At 45.5% G+C, this 20,920-nt stretch carries 20 protein-coding genes; 14 read left to right on the top strand and 6 right to left on the bottom strand.

Going from position 1 to position 20,920, the window contains the following annotated elements; translation table 11 throughout:
• Window positions 1-44: 44 nt before the first annotated feature.
• Both G6047_RS07940 and G6047_RS07935 read right to left on the bottom strand, forming a co-directional pair.
• On the bottom strand, window positions 45-395 hold the full coding sequence (locus G6047_RS07940) for a tRNA-binding protein (protein WP_169527064.1): 351 nt from the start codon (window positions 393-395) through the stop codon (window positions 45-47).
• An 11-nt stretch (window positions 396-406) separates the two neighbouring features.
• Window positions 407-970, bottom strand: a complete 564-nt coding sequence (locus G6047_RS07935) for a helix-turn-helix domain-containing protein (RefSeq protein ID WP_169527063.1) — start codon at window positions 968-970, stop codon at window positions 407-409.
• Between the two features lie 86 nt (window positions 971-1,056).
• Between G6047_RS07935 and G6047_RS07930 the strand changes: the two genes are divergently transcribed.
• The 4 genes from G6047_RS07930 to G6047_RS07915 all read left to right on the top strand — a co-directional run bounded on the left by G6047_RS07930 (window position 1,057) and on the right by G6047_RS07915 (window position 7,088).
• Window positions 1,057-2,748, top strand: a complete 1,692-nt coding sequence (locus G6047_RS07930; protein ID WP_169527062.1) for a GH39 family glycosyl hydrolase — start codon at window positions 1,057-1,059, stop codon at window positions 2,746-2,748.
• Window positions 2,749-2,976: 228 nt separating this feature from the next.
• Window positions 2,977-4,251: a PQQ-dependent sugar dehydrogenase gene (locus G6047_RS07925; protein WP_169527061.1), complete on the top strand. Its 1,275-nt coding sequence runs from the start codon at window positions 2,977-2,979 to the stop codon at window positions 4,249-4,251.
• Window positions 4,252-4,374: 123 nt separating this feature from the next.
• Window positions 4,375-5,799, top strand: coding sequence for a glycogen synthase (locus tag G6047_RS07920; RefSeq protein ID WP_169527060.1), 1,425 nt, complete (start codon window positions 4,375-4,377; stop codon window positions 5,797-5,799).
• Complete coding sequence (locus G6047_RS07915) at window positions 5,793-7,088, top strand: glucose-1-phosphate adenylyltransferase (protein ID WP_169527109.1); 1,296 nt, start codon at window positions 5,793-5,795, stop codon at window positions 7,086-7,088. The genes G6047_RS07920 and G6047_RS07915 overlap by 7 nt, the downstream gene beginning before the upstream one ends.
• Before the next feature lie 65 nt (window positions 7,089-7,153).
• Here the strand turns inward: G6047_RS07915 and G6047_RS07910 are convergent, their stop codons facing one another.
• The 3 genes from G6047_RS07910 to G6047_RS07900 all read right to left on the bottom strand — a co-directional run bounded on the left by G6047_RS07910 (window position 7,154) and on the right by G6047_RS07900 (window position 9,394).
• Window positions 7,154-7,870 carry a DUF4328 domain-containing protein gene (locus tag G6047_RS07910; RefSeq protein ID WP_169527059.1) on the bottom strand — a complete coding sequence of 239 codons (717 nt, stop codon included), beginning with the start codon at window positions 7,868-7,870 and terminating at the stop codon, window positions 7,154-7,156.
• Window positions 7,871-7,874: 4 nt separating this feature from the next.
• Window positions 7,875-8,222, bottom strand: a complete 348-nt coding sequence (locus G6047_RS07905; RefSeq protein WP_169527058.1) for a hypothetical protein — start codon at window positions 8,220-8,222, stop codon at window positions 7,875-7,877.
• A 239-nt stretch (window positions 8,223-8,461) separates the two neighbouring features.
• Window positions 8,462-9,394, bottom strand: coding sequence for a peptidylprolyl isomerase (locus tag G6047_RS07900; protein ID WP_169527057.1), 933 nt, complete (start codon window positions 9,392-9,394; stop codon window positions 8,462-8,464).
• An 83-nt stretch (window positions 9,395-9,477) separates the two neighbouring features.
• On the opposite strand from G6047_RS07900, the gene G6047_RS07895 reads away from it, so the two are divergent.
• The gene (locus tag G6047_RS07895) at window positions 9,478-10,332 is read left to right on the top strand and encodes a hypothetical protein (protein WP_169527056.1); all 855 of its coding nucleotides are present in this window, start codon (window positions 9,478-9,480) and stop codon (window positions 10,330-10,332) included.
• Window positions 10,333-10,394: 62 nt separating this feature from the next.
• On the opposite strand, the gene G6047_RS07890 is transcribed toward G6047_RS07895, so the two are convergent.
• On the bottom strand, window positions 10,395-11,480 hold the full coding sequence (locus tag G6047_RS07890; protein WP_169527055.1) for a hypothetical protein: 1,086 nt from the start codon (window positions 11,478-11,480) through the stop codon (window positions 10,395-10,397).
• Between the two features lie 92 nt (window positions 11,481-11,572).
• Here G6047_RS07890 and trmD point away from each other — a divergent pair, with 92 nt between their 5' ends.
• The 9 genes from trmD to G6047_RS07845 all read left to right on the top strand — a co-directional run bounded on the left by trmD (window position 11,573) and on the right by G6047_RS07845 (window position 20,905).
• Window positions 11,573-12,250 (top strand): tRNA (guanosine(37)-N1)-methyltransferase TrmD, encoded by a 678-nt coding sequence (trmD, locus tag G6047_RS07885; protein ID WP_169527054.1) that lies wholly within the window; start codon window positions 11,573-11,575, stop codon window positions 12,248-12,250.
• A 61-nt stretch (window positions 12,251-12,311) separates the two neighbouring features.
• Window positions 12,312-12,575 (top strand): hypothetical protein, encoded by a 264-nt coding sequence (locus tag G6047_RS07880; protein ID WP_169527053.1) that lies wholly within the window; start codon window positions 12,312-12,314, stop codon window positions 12,573-12,575.
• A gap of 11 nt (window positions 12,576-12,586) precedes the next feature.
• Complete coding sequence (locus tag G6047_RS07875) at window positions 12,587-13,372, top strand: DUF3667 domain-containing protein (RefSeq protein WP_169527052.1); 786 nt, start codon at window positions 12,587-12,589, stop codon at window positions 13,370-13,372.
• Between the two features lie 3 nt (window positions 13,373-13,375).
• The gene (locus G6047_RS07870) at window positions 13,376-14,056 is read left to right on the top strand and encodes a response regulator transcription factor (protein WP_169527051.1); all 681 of its coding nucleotides are present in this window, start codon (window positions 13,376-13,378) and stop codon (window positions 14,054-14,056) included.
• Window positions 14,053-14,319: a hypothetical protein gene (locus G6047_RS07865; RefSeq protein ID WP_169527050.1), complete on the top strand. Its 267-nt coding sequence runs from the start codon at window positions 14,053-14,055 to the stop codon at window positions 14,317-14,319. The genes G6047_RS07870 and G6047_RS07865 overlap by 4 nt, the downstream gene beginning before the upstream one ends.
• A gap of 104 nt (window positions 14,320-14,423) precedes the next feature.
• Window positions 14,424-15,413 (top strand): sensor histidine kinase, encoded by a 990-nt coding sequence (locus G6047_RS07860; protein WP_169527049.1) that lies wholly within the window; start codon window positions 14,424-14,426, stop codon window positions 15,411-15,413.
• Between the two features lie 73 nt (window positions 15,414-15,486).
• Window positions 15,487-16,728 (top strand): TolC family protein, encoded by a 1,242-nt coding sequence (locus G6047_RS07855; RefSeq protein WP_169527048.1) that lies wholly within the window; start codon window positions 15,487-15,489, stop codon window positions 16,726-16,728.
• Between the two features lies 1 nt (window position 16,729).
• Window positions 16,730-17,809 (top strand): efflux RND transporter periplasmic adaptor subunit, encoded by a 1,080-nt coding sequence (locus G6047_RS07850; protein WP_169527047.1) that lies wholly within the window; start codon window positions 16,730-16,732, stop codon window positions 17,807-17,809.
• A 3-nt stretch (window positions 17,810-17,812) separates the two neighbouring features.
• The gene (locus tag G6047_RS07845) at window positions 17,813-20,905 is read left to right on the top strand and encodes an efflux RND transporter permease subunit (protein WP_169527046.1); all 3,093 of its coding nucleotides are present in this window, start codon (window positions 17,813-17,815) and stop codon (window positions 20,903-20,905) included.
• Window positions 20,906-20,920: the final 15 nt, after the last annotated feature.

The raw sequence follows: 20,920 nt of genomic DNA, 5'->3' as shown, positions 1-20,920 counted from the left end.
TCTCCTATCACACAGCCATTGTTAATTGTTAATTATTAATTGAATTAACCGACCCGCAACCCGTTTTTCACCTCAAAACCAGGCGAAAGCAGTACAATATCATTTTCCAAACCCACCGAACCAAGTACCAGGCACTGGCTCATAAATTTCCCGATTTGCTTGTGAGGAAAATTGACGACTGCAACAATCTGTTTTCCAACCAAATCCTCTTTTGAATAGCGTTTGGTGATTTGTGCCGATGATTTCCTTATCCCGATTTCACCCCCAAAATCAATCGTGAGTTGATACGCCGGTTTTCGAGCTTCGGGAAAATCTTTGGCTTTAATGATTGTCCCTACACGTATATCTACACGTTCGAATTCTTCCCACTTCAGGTTGTTCTCAGCTGAATCCATAAACAGATTTTTTATACGAAAATATCAAGGTAATGAACTTCATCGGACAACGGCATGATTCCGTGTTTCTGAAGTGCGTTGAAATATAAACTGTCTCCGGCTTTAAGCATATATTCGGTATCGCCCACCTGCATTTTCATGCTGCCATCAATCACATATACAAACTCTTCGCCTTCATGCGTGAGCAAATGCGGAACAACTTCGTCCTTTTTGGCCGTGAATAGAAATGGTTGCATTTTCTTTTGGTGGAATTCAGATGCAAATGGAAAGATCATATAGCCCTTTTCGGTCTTTACCAATTTCGAAATAGCTTCAGATTGAGGTGTCATAATCGGTTTATCCCAACCTTCTTTTTCAAGCAGTCCGGAAATGGTCGTTCCTAAAACCTGTGCAATCTTGACCAAAGTTGCCACCGACGGAATCGCTTTGTCGTTCTCTATCTTCGAAATCATACTCTTTGAAAGCCCGCAACTGTCGGCCACTTCCTGAAGCGTTCGGTTTTGTTTTATACGAAGCATCCGGATTCTGTCGCCCACTTCCAACGTAGCGGTATGAATCGTTTTAACATCTGTCATATAGAAAGTTTTGAACAAAAATCGATTTAGTGTAAAAACTACACCTATTTTTATCAACTTTGTTGAACAAAGGTAAACAAAAGAGAATGAAAACTATTTTTATAAGATGGAAAGTAGCCGTATGTATTGCATTTCTATCCTTCGTCAATCCATTCTACGCACAAAAACCTATTGAAATCAAAGTCGATCTCAAAAAAGAAATTGGCCCGATGAAACCGGTCTGGGCTTGGTTCGGATATGACGAACCGAATTACACCTACATGAAAGACGGTAAAAAACTGCTGACCGAAATCTCGCAATTGAGTTCCGTTCCGGTTTACGTAAGAACACATAGTTTGTTGGTTTCGGGCGACGGAAAAGCCGCACTCAAATGGGGTTCGACCAATGCGTATACCGAAGATGCAAACGGAAATCCAATCTACAACTGGAAAATCACCGACAGTATTTTCGACACCTTCATCCAACGCGGCATGAAACCGCTGGCCCAGATTGGCTTCATGCCAGAAGCACTCTCGACACATCCGACGCCATACCAACACCATTGGAAACCCGGCGATCCGTACACCGACATTATCACCGGTTGGGCTTATCCGCCAAAAGATTACGACAAATGGCGTGAACTTGTATATCAATGGGTCAAACATTGCGTCGATCGCTACGGCCAGAAAGAAGTCGAAAGCTGGTATTGGGAAGTCTGGAACGAACCGAACGGCCATTACTGGAAAGGCACACGCGACGAATTCCTCAAGATGTACGATTATGCTGCCGACGGTGTCAAAAAAGCGCTTCCGACAGCAAAAATCGGGGGAAACAATATTGCAGGGACACGCACCAAAGAAGCCCAGGAATGGGTCAACGAATTCATTGTGCATTGCATTTCCGGAACCAATTTCGCCACTGGAAAAAAAGGTGCGCCGTTAGATGCGATTCTGTTTCACGCCAAAGGCTGGCCCAAAGTCATCGACAAAACCGTGACTATGGATATGGCGCCTCAACTCAATGACATTGCTACTGGATTCCGGATTGCCGCATCGTATCCCGAAACCAAAAATCTTCCAATCATCATTGGCGAATCTGATCCGGAAGGCTGTGCGGCCTGCGGCATGGCGACGAATCCGGAGAACGCATACAGAAACGGAACCATGTATTCGAGTTACACCGCAGCGACGTTTGCGCGTAAATATTTGCTTGCAGATGAAGCCAAAGTCAATTTCCTCGGCGCCGTTTCGTGGTCGTTTGAATTTGAAGACCAGCCTTGGTTCTACGGATTCCGCGATTTGGCGACGAATGGCGTGGATAAACCGGTTCTCAACGTTTTCAGGATGTTCGGGAAGATGAAAGGCAATCGTGTTTCTGTTGAAAGCAATCGGATGTTGCCACTGACAGATATCCTTAAATCGAGTGTCCGCACGACACAATCCGACATTGGCGGTTTAGCTAGTTCCGATGCAAGATCGGCAGCGGTCATGGTCTGGAATTATCATGATGTCGATAAACCAGGTGAAACGGAAGATGTCGCGGTTTCCATCGATAATATTCCATCGGACAAAGCATCTGTAAACATCTATCTCATCGATAAAGACAACAGCAATTCCTACGAAGTCTGGAAGAAAATGGGTTCACCCCAAAACCCGACACCGGAACAAATCAAGACGTTGGAAGCTGCCGGACAACTCAAATGTATCAGCACATCATCAATTAAAATAAAAGCCGGAAAAGCAATCGTTCCTTTAAAATTACAGCGGCAAGCCGTAGCTTTGGTAACGCTTGAATGGTAAGCCCCCCAACCCCCAAAGGGTGATATAACACTGCGTAACAGGCTTTTGTTACACCTATCGAAAACCATTTGACTATCTTCGTCACTCCGTGAAAAAAGAAAAGAAAATAATCCAGCTTATTACAATCCATCCAGCAAAGAGCGAAGCGACTTCGCGCCTCAAACAACCAGAAAAAAAATTAAAAAAAACTTTGTGACTTCGTGTCTTAGTGTCAAAACAATCATTCCTATGAAAACCCATAAAATCTATTTTTCCATCTTCCTTCTTTCAAGCGTCGCAATAGCCCAAAGCGATGTAAAGCTTCCTGAACCTTATGCCACAAAATCGGTCAAGAATTTCAGCAGTGTCATCGGCTGGAAAGCAGATGAAAAACCAATCGCACCAAAAGGTTTCACCGTAACCAAATTCGCCGACGGCCTTGAAAACCCGCGCTGGATTTATGTCGCCCCAAACGGAGACATCTTTGTAGCCGAATCAGGTACAAGAATCCCAAAACAAAAACGCTCAGACGAAAAAGATGAATTCTTCAAGTCAAAAGCACAGAATTTCGGAAGCGCGAACCGCATCACCCTATTCCGCGACAAAGACAAAGATGGTGTTTATGAAACCAAGTCATGGTATCTGTCCGGCCTGAACCAACCGTTCGGAATGCTTATCTTGAATAACTATTTCTATGTCGCCAATACAGACGAATTATTGCGTTTCCCATACAATCCGACAGAAACCGAAAACAAATCGAAGCCGGAAAAACTGTTAGATTTACCTTCAGGCGGATACAACAATCACTGGACGCGCAACATCATTTCCAAACCGGACGGCAGCAAAATCTACATCACGGTCGGATCTGAAAGCAATGTGGCCGAAAGACCGGAAGGTATCAAATCTGAATTCGAACGTGCCAACATCCTCGAAATAAACCCCGACGGAACCGGAAAACGCATTTTTGCAAGCGGCCTCAGAAACCCGAACGGAATGGATTGGGCGCCCGAAACCAATATGCTCTGGACGGCCGTGAACGAACGCGACGAACTGGGCGACGACCTCGTTCCGGATTATGTGACAAGCGTTCAGGACGGCGGATTCTACGGATGGCCTTACTCCTATTACGGCCAGCACGAAGATCCAAGAAGAAAAGGTGAACGTCCGGATTTGGTTGCTAAAGCCATTGTTCCGGATGTCGCTGTCGGGTCGCACACGGCATCATTGGGAATTGCATTTTACAAGGCTGACGCATTTCCAGAAAAGTATAAAAACGGATTGTTCGTGGGCCAGCACGGTTCGTGGAATCGGGCGGATTTATCCGGTTACAAAGTGCTTTTCATACCGTTCAAAAACGGCAAACCAGCTGGTAAACCTGAAGATTTCCTTACTGGCTTTGTTGCCGATGCATCAAAAAGCAAAGTCCATGGCAGGCCGACGGATGTAAAAGTTTTGCCTAATGGTGATTTATTGGTGACAGATGATGCGGCAAAGACTATCTGGCGCGTTTCTGCCGATAAATAACAGATAAACCGGTCATTTTTGACAAATTATTATTAAATGGTAATTCTTTTTGCGGTACTGCTGATTTTGTTAGTCTGACATTCATAAATGTTGTAAATTGGAAGTGTCAACCAAAACAAAAAAATGACCATTTACCATATAAGTGCCGAATGCTTTCCCGCAGCCAAAGTGGGTGGGCTTGCCGATGTTGTCGGCGCACTTCCAAAATACCTCAACCGCGCCGGACAAGATGCCAAAGTGGTGATTCCGGGATACGATACCAAGTTCAACCTTACGTCTGATTTTGTAAAGGAATTTGAAGGTGAAGTACGTCTCGGGCCGTTCCATTTTCATTATTCCGTGGAACGTGAAAGTGCCAATTCACTGGGCTTTGAATTATACCTGATCCGGATTCCGCAATTGTTCGACAGATCCGGGATTTATGGTTATGAGGACGATACCGAACGGTTCACCACGTTCCAGATTGCTTTCCTCGACTGGCTGACCAAAACCGGGGCGCGACCGGATGTTGTGCATTGCCACGACCACCACACCGGGCTGGTTCCGTTTATGATGCAGCATTGTTTCGATTTCCAGCATTTCAACCGCATTCCTACAGTCCTTACGATCCACAATGCCCAATACCAAGGCTGGTTCGGGTTCGACAAAATGCACTACCTGCCGGATTTCAATGCGGTGAACGGCGGCTATCTCGAATGGAACGGCCTGATCAATCCGCTTGCATCGGCTATAAAATGTGTGTGGAAAGTCACGACGGTTTCCCCGAGTTATCTTGACGAGATGTCACAAAAGGCAAACGGGCTCGAAAACCTGTTGCGGTACGAGCGCGTGAAATCTGTCGGAATCCTCAATGGCATCGATGCCGAATTCTGGAATCCGAAGACCGACAACCTGATCAAAAACAACTACGACATAAAAACTTCGGAAGCCGGAAAGCTAAAAAACAAACAAGAGCTGTGCGCCGAATTCAATCTGGATGAAAACCTTCCTTTGTTCTCTTTCATCGGCCGGCTTGTCTATGAAAAAGGCGCTGAATTATTCCCGGAAGTCATCCGTCGCGCACTTTCCGGCGATACAGGAAAATGCAGCATCCTGATCCTTGGATCGGGCGACCCCGAGACCGAAGAACGCCTGCGTGCCATTGGTCATTTCTACCGCAACAATTACAATTACTATATCGGATACAATGAGGAACTCGCGCATCGTGTGTATGCAGCCTCAGATTTTTTGCTGATGCCATCGCGTGTCGAGCCATGCGGCCTGAACCAGATGTATGCCTTGCGTTACGGAACGGTGCCGGTAGTGAGACGTACAGGCGGCCTTAAAGACACCGTAATAGACATGGGCGACGGCGGCCCCGGAATCTGCCACCAACAGACGTCTTCAGATGACATTGTCGCTTCCATGCAACGAGCCATCGGGTTATTCGAAGACTCGGCCAAACTCAAGGCAATCCGCAAACAAGGCATGGCCATAGACCACTCGTGGGATTCGGTCGCCGGACAATACACAGAACTTTATCAATCAGTAGCTACCCTAATATCATGAGAAATAAATCGCTTGCCATCATACTTGGTGGCGGACAAGGCTCGCGCCTGGCACCTTTGACAAACAGCCGATCCAAACCGGCGGTTCCCATTGCGGGAAAATATCGTTTGGTCGATATTCCGATCTCGAATTGCATCAACAGCGACATCAAGCGCATTTTCGTATTGACGCAGTTCAATTCGGCATCGTTGAACCAACATATTAAGAACACGTATCATTTCAGTTCGTTCAGTACGGCTTTTGTCGATATCCTGGCCGCGGAACAGACGCCTGAAAACGCGGGCTGGTTCCAGGGAACAGCCGATGCCGTCCGACAGTGCATGAACCATTTCCTCAACCATGAATTCGAATATGCACTGATTCTTTCGGGCGATCAGTTGTATCAGATGGATTTTAATGAAATGATCAAAAAACACGAGGAAAGCGGGGCCGAGATTTCGATTGCGACACTTCCGGTGAATTCCAAGGACGCACCGGGCTTCGGTATCATGAAAACCGATGCCGACGATGTAGTCACGGCCTTCATCGAAAAACCAAAGCCAGATGTATTGCACGAATGGACATCGCCCGTAAGCGAAGAAATGCAGGCACAAGGCAAACATTATCTGGCATCTATGGGAATTTATGTGTTCAATCGCGACCTTCTCGTAAAGCTGATGTCGGATCAATCCACTACAGATTTTGGAAAGGAAATCATGCCACAGTCTGTCGGGAAGCACAAAATGAGAAGCTTCCAGTACGAAGGCTATTGGACGGACATCGGTAATATCGATTCGTTCTTTGAGGCTAACCTCGAACTCACCGACGAAATTCCGCAATTCAATCTATTCGACAACGCCAACCGGATTTACACCAGGGCGCGTATCCTGCCACCGACCAAGATAATCGGGGAATCGAAAATCCGTAAAGGCATGATCGCCGAAGGCTGTATTTTGCATGGCTGTACGATTGACCGTTCGGTAATCGGGATCAGGACGAGAATTGGGAAAGACACCGAAATCCATAACTCCTATGTCATGGGTAGCGATCACTATCAGAACCTAAAGGAAATCTACGAAAATCTCGAACACAGGCTCATCAATATTGGGATTGGGGAGCGCTGTTATCTGAACAACACCATAGTAGACAAGAATTGCCGCATCGGGAACGACGTATACTTAAACGGAGGCTCGCATCTCGCGGATTCGGATCACGAATTATACACGGTCAAAGATGGCATCATCGTAGTCAAGAAGAATGCCGCGGTTCCGGACGGATTCCGGGTTGGCGATACTACCGAAGCAATCTGACAATAATTCATCCTATGAAAAAAGCGCCTCTAATCCGGCGCTTTTTCTTTTTATATGGATTCGGGCTATGGTTGTCCCGATGAATCGGAAATGGCTATGGTTTCTGTTATGAATTCCTGTCGGGCGTCTTCCTGATCCAAATGCAGCAGTAACTCTTCGGCTTCTGAATAATCTGAAATGACTTTGACTGCAAGAATCGATAACGGAATCATAAAAATGTCTGAAATCATATCTGCTTTGGTTGAAAAAATGAATTCTTCTACGGTATTCGCCGATAAAGCAGTACGATTCGCGACTTGGGAAAGTATGGTATTGAGTATCCAGAAAAACCACCACCAGCCTAAAAAAGCAGTTGAAAGTTTTACTTCTTTGAGCTGTTTGTTATTTAAAAAGATATCGATGGTTTCCTGATACATTTCCCGCATCATTTGAAAAGGCCTGAAGAAGTTCAAAACCGGGACAAACCAACTTCCCGCAGCCCAACCATCGGAATACTCCAATACGGTAACGCGTTGCCCAAGATTAAAATATGCCCTTCTGAACCACCGGATAAACGTGATGCCGGAAACAAGATAAAGGATTAAAAAGACAACGGCAATCAGCCTTTCACGCAGGTCGTTCATGCTGAGTTCGTCAGGCGAAACATAGTTGCTGTCCTGCAAATTGATCAATAACCTGTATTGAAAATATGCCGAAACCAAGGATGCCATCTGGACTGTAAGTACAATCCAGACCATAATGATGGCAATTCGCGCCCTTTCTGTATTCGGCCTGATTTCCATTATATTATATGCTGTTCAAAACATAATCATTGACCAAAGCCATATCGGCATCTTCTATTTTGGCCTTATGTTGCATACGCTTAAGAATGGGAATCCAATCTTCTTTTGAAAAATCTTTGGGTTGATATAATCCATGACAATTGGCACATTTCGCATCGAAGATGGCTTTGCCTTTGAACATGCTTTCAGTCATGGCATTGGTGGCTGCTGCGGTTGGCGGGACTGTAGCTTCAACCACTTCCGGCTTTGGTGTTTCCGGTTCCGCGGGTTGTGACGTAGCCGATACGACGTTTTTAGAGGCACATGAAAAAAGCAGGCAAACGACTGCTATAGAAAATACTATTCGCTTCATTGGTTTGGATTTGAATCAAATATAACGGATTTCCAAAAACAACAGACACAAAAAAGCATCCCGAAAGATGCTTGTGAGTTAACAGTTAACAAGTAATGGTTAACGGTTGACAATCCAGAGAAAACCAACCGTTTATTTGGACACAGGTGAATGTATAGAATACTGATTTTGAAATCAAAAACTGCATCAAAATTAACAGTTAATTGTTATCCGTTAACTGTTAATTGTTATCTGTTAACTTATTTGACGTCCATCAGCTCCACATCGAACACCAGAACCGCATTCGGAGGAATGACACCACCGGCACCGCGTTCCCCATAACCCAAGTACGGCGGGATAACGAAACGCGCTTTATCACCAACCTGCAACAAAGCGATGCCTTCATCCCAACCTTCGATTACGTTACCTTGGCCGAGCGGAAACTCGATTGGCTTTTTACGATTGTATGAGGAATCGAATACTTTTCCGTTTTCAAGCGACCCTGAATAATGAACGGAAACGATTCGGTTATTTTCGGCTTTTTTACCGTTCCCTTTCTGGATGATTTTATAACGAAGACCGCTTTCCGTCTTTTCAAAACCAGCGGCAAGTGCTTCCATTTTTGCTTCAGATGCCGCTTTCTCTACGGCTTCACGCTGTGCACGTGAACCTTCGAATACACGGAACGCTTCTACGGCATTCCATTTTTCAGCCTCTTCACCAACACGGATGATTTCTACCTTATCCATAGTGTCACCCTGCGCAATGGCATCGACAACATCCTGGCCTTCGACCACTTTTCCAAACACGGTATGCTTGTCATCAAGCCACGGCGTTGCCACATGCGTAATGAAAAACTGGGAACCATTGCTTCCCGGACCTGCGTTGGCCATACTTAAAACACCTGGCGCGTCATGACGCAAATCCTGATGGAATTCATCATCGAACTGATAACCCGGTCCGCCTGATCCCGTTCCGTTCGGGTCGCCTCCCTGGATCATGAAATCCGGAATCACGCGGTGGAATTTGAGTCCGTCGTAATACGGCTTGCCTTGCGGTTTTGCTTTATTTTCGAGGTTCCCTTCGGCGAGCGCGACAAAATTGCCTACGGTTCCGGGAGTGAGTTCAGGTGTCAGTTTGATCAGGATTTCGCCTTTTGGAGTATGGAATTTGGCGTATAGTCCGTTTTGCATATCTTTCGGTTTTAAATGAATGGCAAATTTAGCGATATATAAATTGCGGCTGCCTGAATTTGTGATTTCTTGAAGATTTAGGTATGAAAAAAAAACTTTTGCTGCTACTTCTATTTATTATCCCAATCGGAATCCCGGCTCAGCCAAACTTTGTCAGCAAAGGCAAATTGATGAACACCGCCAATCAGAAATTTTCATTTTCAAACCTCAGGATCAAGGATCAGGAAGTGACTTTTTTTGATCTTGAAACCAAATCGGAATTCCAATACCTGCTCAATTCGATAAAGTATATCGAAGATGCCGAAGGAACCGTAGTCTACGGAACCAAACCCGAGAAAAAACCGACCGAAACCAAAAAGCCGGAACCCATAATTTCCGGTTATCCCGATGGAATTTACATGACCAAAGAAGATTTCCTCAATCATAAACCGTCAAAGACTGAAGCTGTTTTACCATTTACACTAACCGGTTTTGAAAAGGAATTCGCTCCGGACGAACAACAGGTGATGTTCTATTATGTGGAATCGGATAAAAAAGTAAAGAATACCTTTGCGATATTTTACAGGAAAAACCTGTATTTCCAAGTAGATGCAATTCTGGACAACCGCAACAAAAAAGACCGATCGCAGGACAGCGACTTCCCGAATTCATTCACCAAAGTTTTACTCGGAGGCGAACATTTATTTTACATGGAGACCGATCTTGGCAATTTGTGGGTCAAGGCATTGGCCGTCAACGGAGGCGTTCCTACCAGTGTCGTCAATTCTGCCAAAGGGATTGTTTGGGATATCGCGAAAAAGGAATTCAATATTTTCCGCGACTGCAAGGATTTCAATTTGTTCGTTGCCGATATAAAACCGGAAGCCACAATCAACTGCGACCAGGAAGGACAATACAACCCAAAAGCGGTTCGGGCGATTGTCGAAGAGTTGAAATGAGACAGAAGCAAGAGGCAAGATTAGACAGGAAAATTGCCTCTTGCTTCTACCCTTCTACCCACTCACTCACACTCCGGGAGCGAACTGATCCACTGATTTACCATTTCGACAGCTTCTTCATGCACGATGGTCCGTCCGATACGAGGCATCATGTAAAACGAAATATCAGTGCTCATCATAAACGGCAACGTAGAACCTGAGGCGTTTTGCGGATTGACTATTTTTACGTGATCAAAGCCCGGCGGTTCGAGCGTGGCACCGACACAGACACCCATTTGTGAAGGATCGGAAGTGACGTTGAAGCCAAAGCGCAATACAGTATAGGAAGCCGTGCCGCCGTCTGAGTGGCAATGGGCACAATTGCTGTCGAAATAGGAACGGACACGAAGGTCGAGCGGTTGCGAAGCATCTGAATAATCTACTGTAGAAACAACGTTGGAAGGAATACCCGTTGCGATTCCATGTCCACTAAGATATTCCAATTGATTGCTATCGAAGTCATCCGGATAATATCCGATGAAATTATTGAGGTTCTGAGGCTTGAACCCCAGAGGGCGCGCCACTTCGTTCTGGTTGTGGCACGTGGCGCAGTCGTTTTGTGACGGAATGCGGTAATCTATGGTGCGTGTAGTGGAATTCTGGGTGAACGTGATGGTTTTGATTTCGTCGCTTGTGCTGTAAAAGGCTTCGGTCTGCTCGTCGTTCCAGATGTAATTGGCGAAAATCCAGCCGTCGGCTTTGCGTATCATTAATCGGGTCTCAACAAGCTGACGGCCATTTGGTGTATCTGAATAAAAGAAATTTTTAATCAGGACGGAACCGACCGGCATTTCAAAAGGTTCCGAATCGGAGACATATTGGGCCGATGTACCTTCCGGTATCCACAGAAAACGTGCTTTTGAAGCGTAATCTGTAAATAATTGGCTCGACGGTTGGTATGGAATCAATCGTACGCTTGGGTGCAGCAGATTCATTTCGCCATCAAAAAAATGATAATCGGATAGTTTCGGATAAGGCACCAGCGAGAGGTCGACAGTCACCGGATCTATGACTTCCGGCTCGATATATTCGTCATGGTCATCCTTTGAACAGGAAACAATCAAAAACAAAAAGGCCAAAACGGAAAGATTGCGTAAAAGTAGCTTCATGCGGCAATATAGAAATTTATTGTGTATTGATATTGGTATTGTTTAGTGACGAACGTACATTTGCTGCTCTGATTTTCCCACAACCGACAACCATGAGAATCGATATCATCACCGTACTTCCGGATTTATTGCGCAGCCCGTTCGAAGGTTCCATCATGAAACGCGCGATTGATAAAGGCCTCGTAGAAGTACATTTCCACAACCTTCGCGATTACACGCTCAACAAACAAAAAAGTGTGGACGATTACCAGTTTGGCGGGGGCGCAGGCATGGTCATGACGATACAGCCGATTGACGATTGCATCACCAAGCTCAAATCGGAGCGTGGCTACGACGAAATCATCTACATGACGCCGGACGGGGAAACCCTGAACCAGCAAATGGCCAACCGGATGTCGTCGTTTGAAAACATCATCATTTTGTGCGGACATTACAAAGGTGTCGACCAACGCGTGCGCGATCATTTCATTACCATGGAAATCTCTATTGGCGATTATGTTTTGAGCGGAGGTGAATTGGGCGCTTTGGTGTTGTCTGATGCGCTGATCCGATTGATTCCGGGTGTTTTATCAGACGAAACCTCAGCATTGACCGACAGTTTCCAGGACAATTTACTCGCACCGCCTGTGTACACACGCCCAAGCGAATACAAAGGCTGGAAAGTGCCGGATGTGCTCATGAGCGGACATGCGGCCAACATTGAAAAATGGCGCGAGGATATGGCCTATGAACACACCAAAAACAGAAGGCCGGATTTACTGGAAAATTAAACTTCAAAGTTTGGTTCTGCCTCAAAATTTGTGAATATTTACAAAACGAACATTAGTCATCATGAAAGAGGAAAACACAAAGAACAAACTATCCGGATTATCTGTAGAAGAACTTGAAAAAGAAAAGAGTAAAATCAAAGGCGTTGCAATCGGATTGGGGATTGTGATGGTTTCGGCAGCCGTCATTTTACTTTTCCTGATGGCCAAAAGCGGAAAATTCGGCCTGGCGGCCATCATACCGGCTATGTTTTTAACCTTAATGCCCATACTGATACGAATGAGCCAGGTTGAAACCGAGCTCAAATCAAGAAAAAACAACTCCTAATCCAAATCGAAATGAGCCAGTGCCTGAATTGTGAAGAAACCATCGTAGCGAATTTTTGTCCGAACTGCGGCCAGAAGAAATTCAAACGCATCGACCGGAAGTATCTGATCGATGAGCTGCAATATTCGGTCATACACACCAATAAAGGATTCTTTTATTCGGTGAAGAAAATCCTGCTCAATCCGGGAAAGACGGCACGGGAATTCATAGACGGGAATCGGGTGAACCATTATAAACCCATCCTCATGGCTTTTACATTGGTCGGTATTACCACATTCGTATCCTATAAAATCCTGGGGTTGCAGAACATCATGAAAGAGGTGTATGCCGCCATGAAAATAAATGACAACGTGTCCCATGATGTCATTACATTTTTGTCCAGTTATAATTCCGCGATGATGTTGGCATTCATTCCACTCGTTTCTGCGTTTTCCGCCATTGCGTTTCGAAAATGGGGCCAGAATTATTACGAGCACATCATCATGAACACCTATGGACTCTGTTTCTACACCTTGTTCTCATTGCTTGTGATCTATCCGGTCATGTATCTGACAAGACACGAGGTACAGACTTTTATGACAGTAAGCATGTTAAGTTCCACGGTTGTTTTACCAATCATGGTCTGGTTCTATAAACAGTTTTATTATGAGAAAAGTTTAGTGTCGATAATCATTCGCGTCCTTTTAATGTTCGTGGCGATGTTCATTCTGTTTGTGATTGCCATTTTCGCATCGGTGATTCTCTTTGTCATCATAAAAGGGCCTGAGGCAGCCGCTTATTTTAAGCCTAAGCAATAAATAATGACCCGAATATTGCTTTTAGAAGACGATGCCATTCTTTCAAAAGTAGTTCAGAATTTCCTGATAAGCCGCAACTTTGAATGCGATGCGGTTTTTGATGGGGAAGTGTTCTTCAGACAGCTTCGTCAGCAGCAATACAATCTTTTCCTTTTGGATATAAACGTCCCGAAAATGAACGGTCTGGATGTGTGTTCCCAAATTCGGGAAACCGATAAAAGTACGCCAATCCTGATGCTCACAGCCTACGGAGACGTGCAGGACAAACGCGATGCCTTTGATAAAGGCGCCGATGATTATCTGGTCAAACCGTTCCACATAGACGAATTGTTCATGCGGATCCAATCGTTGCTCCGGCGCAGCAGCATCCCACAGCAACAAGACGAAATCATCTCGGTTTCAGATCTTGAAATCAACACTACATCTGCCACGGTCAAAAGAGACGGACAGGAAATCACGCTAACCCAGAAGGAATATCAGTTGCTTTTGCTGCTTGCAAAATCTAAAGGCCGCGTGCTATCCAAAGCAGCTATATCGGAACAACTCTGGGACAATCAATTCGATACGAACCTGAATACCATTGAAGTCTACATCAATTACATCCGCAAGAAAATCGATCGGGATTTCAGTACGAAACTTATTCATACAAGGCTTGGTTTCGGATATTATCTGAAAGAAGAATGACACTGAAACGAAAGGTTGCGATAAACATCAGCATAGCATTTTCAGTTCTGTACGGTTTGCTCGCGTTGTTGATCTATATTTCGTTTTCTTCCTTCCGAAAAGATGAATTCCGCAATCGGCTCGAAGACAAAGCCCAGACAACAATTCGGTTGTTGTTTGAAATCCGTCAGATCGACAGGCAACTACTGAGGCTCATCGACCAGAATACCATCAACAAACTCTATAATGAAAAAACGTTGGTGTTCGACAAAAACACGAACTGATTTACAGCAGCATAGACGATGCGACGATCCAATGGAGCATCAACGACCTGAAGCAACTCAAGCAAAGTAAAAAAAACATTTACCGTTCCATAGCCGAAAAAGACATGGTGGGTGTTTTCTACGATTTCAAGGGAACCAACGATTATTATGTGCTCGTCGCCGCCGAAGACAAATACGGACACCAACAGCTTGATTTCCTGATGAAGATTCTGGTGCTTTCATTTTTACTCGGAACGGCTTTGGTGTGGTTTTCCACGTACACTTTCATCCGGAAACAGCTTAAACCATTGGACGATTTCCAAAATAAGATTACTGATATCACCGCGCTCAAACTCAATAATCCGTTGCCGGTTGGAAAAGAAAGCGACGAAATTACGATCCTGACAAAGGCTTTCAACGAAATGATGATCCGGATCGATACCTCGTTCAACGCCCAGAAAGAATTCACGGCCAATGCGTCACATGAACTGCGCACGCCGGTTTCCAGATTGTCTCTTCAGTTGGAAAGTGTATTGCGCCAAGGCGGACATTCGGCTGAAACTGTCGATTACTTAAAAAGCATGCGGACAGATCTGGAACAGGTCGGCGATTTGATCCAATCGTTGCTTTTGCTGGCGCGGATGAACGAGCAGGCCAAAAAACTGCTGACTCCGGAACGAGTGGACGAAGTCATTTTCACGGCTTTCGACAAGGTCAAAAAGACGCATCCGGACTTCCACATGAACTTTGAGATTTCGGGTGACGATACCAATCTGGAAATTTCAGGGACAAAATCATTACTTGAAATCGTGTTCGTGAACCTGCTTCGGAACGCGTATTTATATTCGGACGATAAAAATGTGAACGTCAGAATTTCCCCGAATCCGGACGGTCTGCAACTTCTCATCGAAAACTCCGGAAAAACCATTCCGCAGGATGAGCAGCAAAAGATTTTTGAACCTTTCATGCGTGGGGTAAATTCCGGTGTCATTCAGGGTTCAGGCCTCGGATTGCGTATCGTGAAACGCATTCTCGATTATCATGGCGCTTCAATTTCCTATCAATCCGAAACCTCATTTCACGTATTCATTGTTCAATTCCCGCAGTCGATTTAAGCTATTTTTAAGGTGGTTCTAAAGCCGCGTTTAAGGTCGGGCCGACATCTTTGCCGCATCAATTTTTGCGACAATGAACAAACGACTGCTCTTTTACCTGATTGCCTTTAGCGGTTTTCAGGTTTTTTCCCAGGTCACGATGACGCTGGAAGATTGCGACAAGGCACTCCAGCAAAACAACCTGGAATTACTTTCTGAACAATACAATGTAACGGCGGCACAAGCGGCTGTCGTTCAGGCCCGGATTTGGGAACATCCGATACTTTCTGCCGACTGGAATGCCTACAATCCGGAAAGCGACATCTATTTTGACATAAAGCATCAGAAAACCGTCGCCATAGATCAATTGATCTATTTGGGTGGAAAAAAGCGCAACGAGATCAAGCGGTCATGTCAGCAGGCTGAAATCGCCTCGCTCCAACTCGAAGAATTGCTTTTCAACCTCAAATTCCAGTTGAGGAGAAGTTTCTATTCGCTCTATTTTGACACTAAAAAAAACACGGTTCTCGAAAGCCAGATTTCTCGTATTGAAAATTTGCTGACGGCTTATGAAGAACAGGCTGCCAAAGGTAACATCGCGCTCAAGGAAGTCGTGCGTTTGCAATCGCTTCTGCTCGATCTCAAAAATCAACGCTTCGAAATCCTCGAACAGATTGTTGAGGAACGCAAAGACCTGGCACTTTTGACCGGTATTGAAAATCCGATTATACCTGTCGTAAATGAGAAACTTTTATTGGAACAATTCCAGATGCAGCTACTCAACGTTGATATATTGGTGGAAAAGGGCAAAGAAAAAAATCCGGAGTTCCGCATCGCCCTGAAAGACATCGAAGCACATGAAACGGCTGTGAAATTCCAGAAATCATTGGCCGTTCCAGATGTGAATCTCGGAGTCGGCTATGACCAGGCTTCGGGTGCTTTCCGCGATGAAGTCAACATGCGATTGTCCATTCCGCTTCCGCTTTGGAACAAAAACAAGGGAAACATCAAAATCGCCCAGGCTGAACTGGACCAATCCAAAACCCAATCGGAACTCAGATTACTTGAGCTCAAGTCTGAAATGCAGCGCGCTTTTGATTGGTGGGAAGAAAACAGAAGAGAGGCATCAGGCATAAAACCAACTGTTTACGAAAATCTTGAACAAGTCAATCAGGGTGTTTTTTCAAACTTCAGCAAGCGCAACATCTCACTGAACGAATTCACAGATTTCATGGAAAGCTATAATTCCAGCATGCTGCACATTAACGAACGCTACAAGCAACTTATCCTTTCGGGCGAAACACTGAATCATTTGACAAATACCAGCATCTTTTAATATGAAACGAATATTCTTATTACTGACTATCGGCGTGGTTTTTTCTGCCTGCCATAAAAAACAGGATACCCAGCTCAGCCAGACGTTTGTGCTCAGCGATAAAATGCTCGGGACGACGAAAACCGTCGAAGCGAAATTACTCCCACTCAAAAATGAAGATACGTTCTACGGAAAAATCACTTCGGACAACAACAAAACCATCGAAGTCTATCCCGTCGTTGGCGGAAGCGTGACCAAAGTGTATGTGGAATTAGGCGATTACGTCAAAAAAAACCAGTTGCTCGCTACGATAAAAAGTACCGATGTGGCCAGTTTCGAGCAACAGCTTGAAGATGCCAAAAACGATGTGATCGTGACGCGGAACAACTACAAAGTCGCCCAGGAACTGTTCGAAGGCAAACTCAATTCAGAACGCGATGTGGTCCAGGCCAAAAGCGAATACGAAAAAGCAAAGTCACAATTGCAGCGCGTGGAGGAAAATTACAACATCTATCACATCAAGTCAGGTTCGATCTACGAAGTACGGTCGCCTTTGAACGGATTCATCACCGAAAAGAAAATCAATGAAAATATGCTTTTGCGCGGCGACCGGACCGACAACATTTTTGATATAGCCGAAATCAACGAAGTATGGGCCATCGCTCACGTCAACGAAGGCGATATCAATCGGGTGCGTGAAGGCGAATCGGCACAAATCACCACGCTCAGTTATCCGGATAAAATCTACGATGGTAAAGTGGATAAGATCTTCAACATCATCGATCCGGAAACCAAGGCTATGAAAGTCGTGATCAGACTGCAGAATCCAGGTTTCGAACTCAAGCCGGAAATGCGCGCCGGCATCAAGTTGTCTTATGAGGAAAAGGGGAATAAGATGATCGCCGTTCCGTCCGATGCCGTGATTTTCGACAAAAGCCACCATTTCGTCATGGTTTTCAAAGACCGCAACAACATCGAGACACGTCAGGTAGAAGTCTTCCGACAAGTGGGAAAAATCACCTACATCTCATCAGGCCTGACCGAAAACGAAAAAGTAATGACGACCAACCAACTATTGGTCTACGATGCCCTAAACGATTGATCCATGAACAAATTCATCAAAAACATCATTGCCTTTTCGCTTAAAAACAAGGCCTTTACGTTCTTTTGGGTTGGCATCGTGGCCGTCAGTGGCTATCTGTCATTCCGGGAAATGCCCATCGAAGCGTTCCCCGATGTAACCAATACCCAAATCGTAATCGTCACCCAATGGAAAGGCAGAAGCGCCGAAGAAATCGAGCGTTTCGTGACTTCGCCTGTAGAAATCGCGATGAACGGCGTTCAGAAAAAGACAAGCGTCCGAAGTATTTCGATGTTCGGATTATCTGTCATCAAAATCATTTTCGACGATGATGTGGAAGATTTTTTCGCCAGACAACAGGTCAACAATCAATTGGCGACGGTTTCCTTGCCGGACGATGTCGAGCCTGAAGTCCAACCACCGTACGGTCCGACCGGAGAAGTGTTCCGATACGTGCTCAAAGGCAAAAACCGTGATGTGCGTGATTTACTGACGCTCCAGAATTGGATCATCGACAGGCAATTGCGGGCTGTTCCGGGAGTGGCCGATATTGCCTCTTTCGGCGGACAGGAAAAGACCTACGAGATTTCGGTTGATCCGAACCGATTGGCCAAGTACGATATTACGCCTTTGGAAGTCTTCGAAGCCGTGAACAAATCGAACCTCAATGTGGGTGGCGATGTCATCGAGAAAAACGGACAGGCTTATGTGGTCCGTGGTGTCGGGTTGTTGCAATCGAGAATAGACATTGCCAATATCATCGTGAAGGAAGCGGGCGGAAATCCGGTTCTGGTCAAGAATCTGGCCGATGTGACCGACAGTTCGTATCCACGCGTGGGCCAAGCCGGATTGAACGACCGCGATGATGTCGTGGAAGGTATCATCATTATGCGAAAGGGCGAAAATCCGCAGGAAGTTCTGGGACGCGTCAAGGAAAAGATTGCTGAAATCAATGAACGCGTATTGCCATCGGACGTAAAAATGGAGACGTTCTATGACAGAGACAATCTGATGACGTTCACGACCGAAACCGTAATGCATAATTTGCTCGAAGGTATTTTGCTGGTCACGGTTATCGTTTTTTTATTCATGGCAGATTGGCGCACGACTTTAACTGTGGCCATCGTGATTCCATTATCGCTGCTGTTCGCTTTTTTCTGCCTGCGGATGAAAGGCATGGGCGCGAATTTACTATCTCTCGGAGCAGTCGATTTCGGGATCATCATCGACGGAGCCGTGGTCATGGTCGAAGGAATTTTCGTCACACTCGATCATGTGGCCCACAAAAAAGGCATGGACAAATTCAACAAACTGGCTAAGGCGAGTATCATCAAGAAGACAGGAGCCGAGATGGGGAAAGCGATTTTCTTTTCGAAATTAATCATCATCACGGCGTTGCTGCCCATTTTCGCCTTCCAGAAAGTCGAAGGAAAAATGTTTTCGCCTCTCGCCTACACACTTGGTTTTGCGTTGCTCGGCGCTTTGATTTTCACATTGACACTGGTTCCGGTGCTGGCGCATTTGCTCCTGAACAAAAATGTAAAGGAGAAAAACAACCGATTCGTGAATTTTTGGAACCGCATCGTGGAAAAAGGTTTTGCCTCGACCTATCGGAACAAAAAACTCAGCCTCGGGATTTCGCTGACATTTATGGTGCTGACGTTTGCATCGGGCAAATTCCTCGGAACCGAATTCCTGCCACAGCTCAACGAAGGCGCGCTTTGGGTCACGGCCGAATTGCCCATGAGTTATTCCCAGCCTGAAAGTGCCAAAATTTCCAATGAACTGCGAAAGGAACTGATGAAATTTCCGGAAGTAGTAAAAGTTCTTTCCCAGGAAGGACGCTCGAACGACGGAACCGACCCGAACGGATTCAACTTCGTGCAATTCCAGGTCGATTTGAAACCGGTAAGCGAGCTCAACGGGAAATCGGTAGATGATATCATCTCGGAAATGAATGATAAACTCAAACATTATCAAGGCATCACCTATAATTATTCCCAACCGATAATAGATAACGTAGCCGAAGCAGCTGCTGGAATTAAAGCCGCAAACGCCGTAAAAATCTATGGCGACGATCTGGACAAACTCGACGAAATGGCCAATAAAGTCATCGCACAAATCAAGGACGTAGACGGAATCGAAGACGTTGGGATCATCCGGAACATTGGCCAGCCGGAAGTCAGCGTGATTCTCGACCGGGAAAAAATGGCGGCTTATGGTGTGACATTATCTGATGCACAAGCGGTTCTCGAAATGGCTTTTGGCGGAAAAACGGCGACCCAGAAATACGAAGGCGAACGCAAATTCGATGTGCGTGTGCGTTATGCGGGCGAATACCGAAAGGATGAAATGGATATGGGCAAACTTCAGGTTCCGACACTTGAAGGCGCCAAAATCCCAATCAAGGAAATCGCAGAAATCCGGAAAATTACAGGCCCGGCTTTTATATATAGGGACAACACCAAACGTTTCATTGGAGTGAAATTTTCCGTGCGCGGACGCGATTTGGGAAGCACGATCGCCGAGGCGCAAAAGAAGGTCTCAAAAGTCGAAATCCCGACGGGTTACAGCATTGGCTGGACGGGCGAATTCGAAAACCAGGTTCGGGCCACGGGCAGATTGGGCCAGGTAGTGCCGGTGAGCCTGATTGGAATTTTTGTGTTGCTATTTATCTTGTTCGGAAACATCAAGGATTCGTTGTTGGTTTTGGCGAATGTACCTTTTGCGATCATTGGCGGAATCATTGCTTTGCATGTAACGGGAATGAACTTTGGGATTTCGGCAGGCGTCGGGTTTATTGCATTGCTTGGAATCTGTATTCAGAATGGAGTCATACTGATTTCTGAATTCCATAAGAACCTGAAGGAGAAAATGACGCTTGATGCTGCCATTATGGAAGCCGTGAAAGTCCGGACGCGGCCTGTGGTCATGACGGCACTTATGGCATCGATTGGATTGTTGCCGGCCGCGATTTCTACCGGAATCGGTTCTGAATCCCAGAAACCATTGGCAATCGTGATTATCGGCGGATTGATTACGGCGACCGTTTTGACTTTGCTGGTGTTCCCGATTATTTTTTGGTTTTTCAATAAATCGAAAAGAGCCTTAGATTAAAATTGTAGCATTGTT

The organism is Flavobacterium silvaticum (genome assembly GCF_012911565.1).
Taxonomy (GTDB): domain Bacteria; phylum Bacteroidota; class Bacteroidia; order Flavobacteriales; family Flavobacteriaceae; genus Flavobacterium; species Flavobacterium silvaticum.
Note: the sequence above shows the minus strand (reverse complement) of the source record. Positions and strands in the feature narration are given on the sequence as shown.

Coding starts and splice junctions, on each gene's coding strand:
- G6047_RS07900 (WP_169527057.1), bottom strand. CDS start 9,394: ATGCAAAACGGACTATACGCCAAATTCCATACTCCAAAAGGCGAAATC.
- G6047_RS07845 (WP_169527046.1), top strand. CDS start 17,813: ATGAACAAATTCATCAAAAACATCATTGCCTTTTCGCTTAAAAACAAG.
- G6047_RS07890 (WP_169527055.1), bottom strand. CDS start 11,480: ATGAAGCTACTTTTACGCAATCTTTCCGTTTTGGCCTTTTTGTTTTTG.
- G6047_RS07865 (WP_169527050.1), top strand. CDS start 14,053: ATGACACTGAAACGAAAGGTTGCGATAAACATCAGCATAGCATTTTCA.
- G6047_RS07930 (WP_169527062.1), top strand. CDS start 1,057: ATGAAAACTATTTTTATAAGATGGAAAGTAGCCGTATGTATTGCATTT.
- G6047_RS07880 (WP_169527053.1), top strand. CDS start 12,312: ATGAAAGAGGAAAACACAAAGAACAAACTATCCGGATTATCTGTAGAA.
- G6047_RS07855 (WP_169527048.1), top strand. CDS start 15,487: ATGAACAAACGACTGCTCTTTTACCTGATTGCCTTTAGCGGTTTTCAG.
- G6047_RS07920 (WP_169527060.1), top strand. CDS start 4,375: ATGACCATTTACCATATAAGTGCCGAATGCTTTCCCGCAGCCAAAGTG.
- G6047_RS07875 (WP_169527052.1), top strand. CDS start 12,587: ATGAGCCAGTGCCTGAATTGTGAAGAAACCATCGTAGCGAATTTTTGT.
- G6047_RS07860 (WP_169527049.1), top strand. CDS start 14,424: ATGGTGGGTGTTTTCTACGATTTCAAGGGAACCAACGATTATTATGTG.
- G6047_RS07870 (WP_169527051.1), top strand. CDS start 13,376: ATGACCCGAATATTGCTTTTAGAAGACGATGCCATTCTTTCAAAAGTA.
- G6047_RS07935 (WP_169527063.1), bottom strand. CDS start 970: ATGACAGATGTTAAAACGATTCATACCGCTACGTTGGAAGTGGGCGAC.
- G6047_RS07850 (WP_169527047.1), top strand. CDS start 16,730: ATGAAACGAATATTCTTATTACTGACTATCGGCGTGGTTTTTTCTGCC.
- G6047_RS07910 (WP_169527059.1), bottom strand. CDS start 7,870: ATGGAAATCAGGCCGAATACAGAAAGGGCGCGAATTGCCATCATTATG.
- G6047_RS07905 (WP_169527058.1), bottom strand. CDS start 8,222: ATGAAGCGAATAGTATTTTCTATAGCAGTCGTTTGCCTGCTTTTTTCA.
- G6047_RS07940 (WP_169527064.1), bottom strand. CDS start 395: ATGGATTCAGCTGAGAACAACCTGAAGTGGGAAGAATTCGAACGTGTA.
- G6047_RS07925 (WP_169527061.1), top strand. CDS start 2,977: ATGAAAACCCATAAAATCTATTTTTCCATCTTCCTTCTTTCAAGCGTC.
- G6047_RS07895 (WP_169527056.1), top strand. CDS start 9,478: ATGAAAAAAAAACTTTTGCTGCTACTTCTATTTATTATCCCAATCGGA.
- trmD (WP_169527054.1), top strand. CDS start 11,573: ATGAGAATCGATATCATCACCGTACTTCCGGATTTATTGCGCAGCCCG.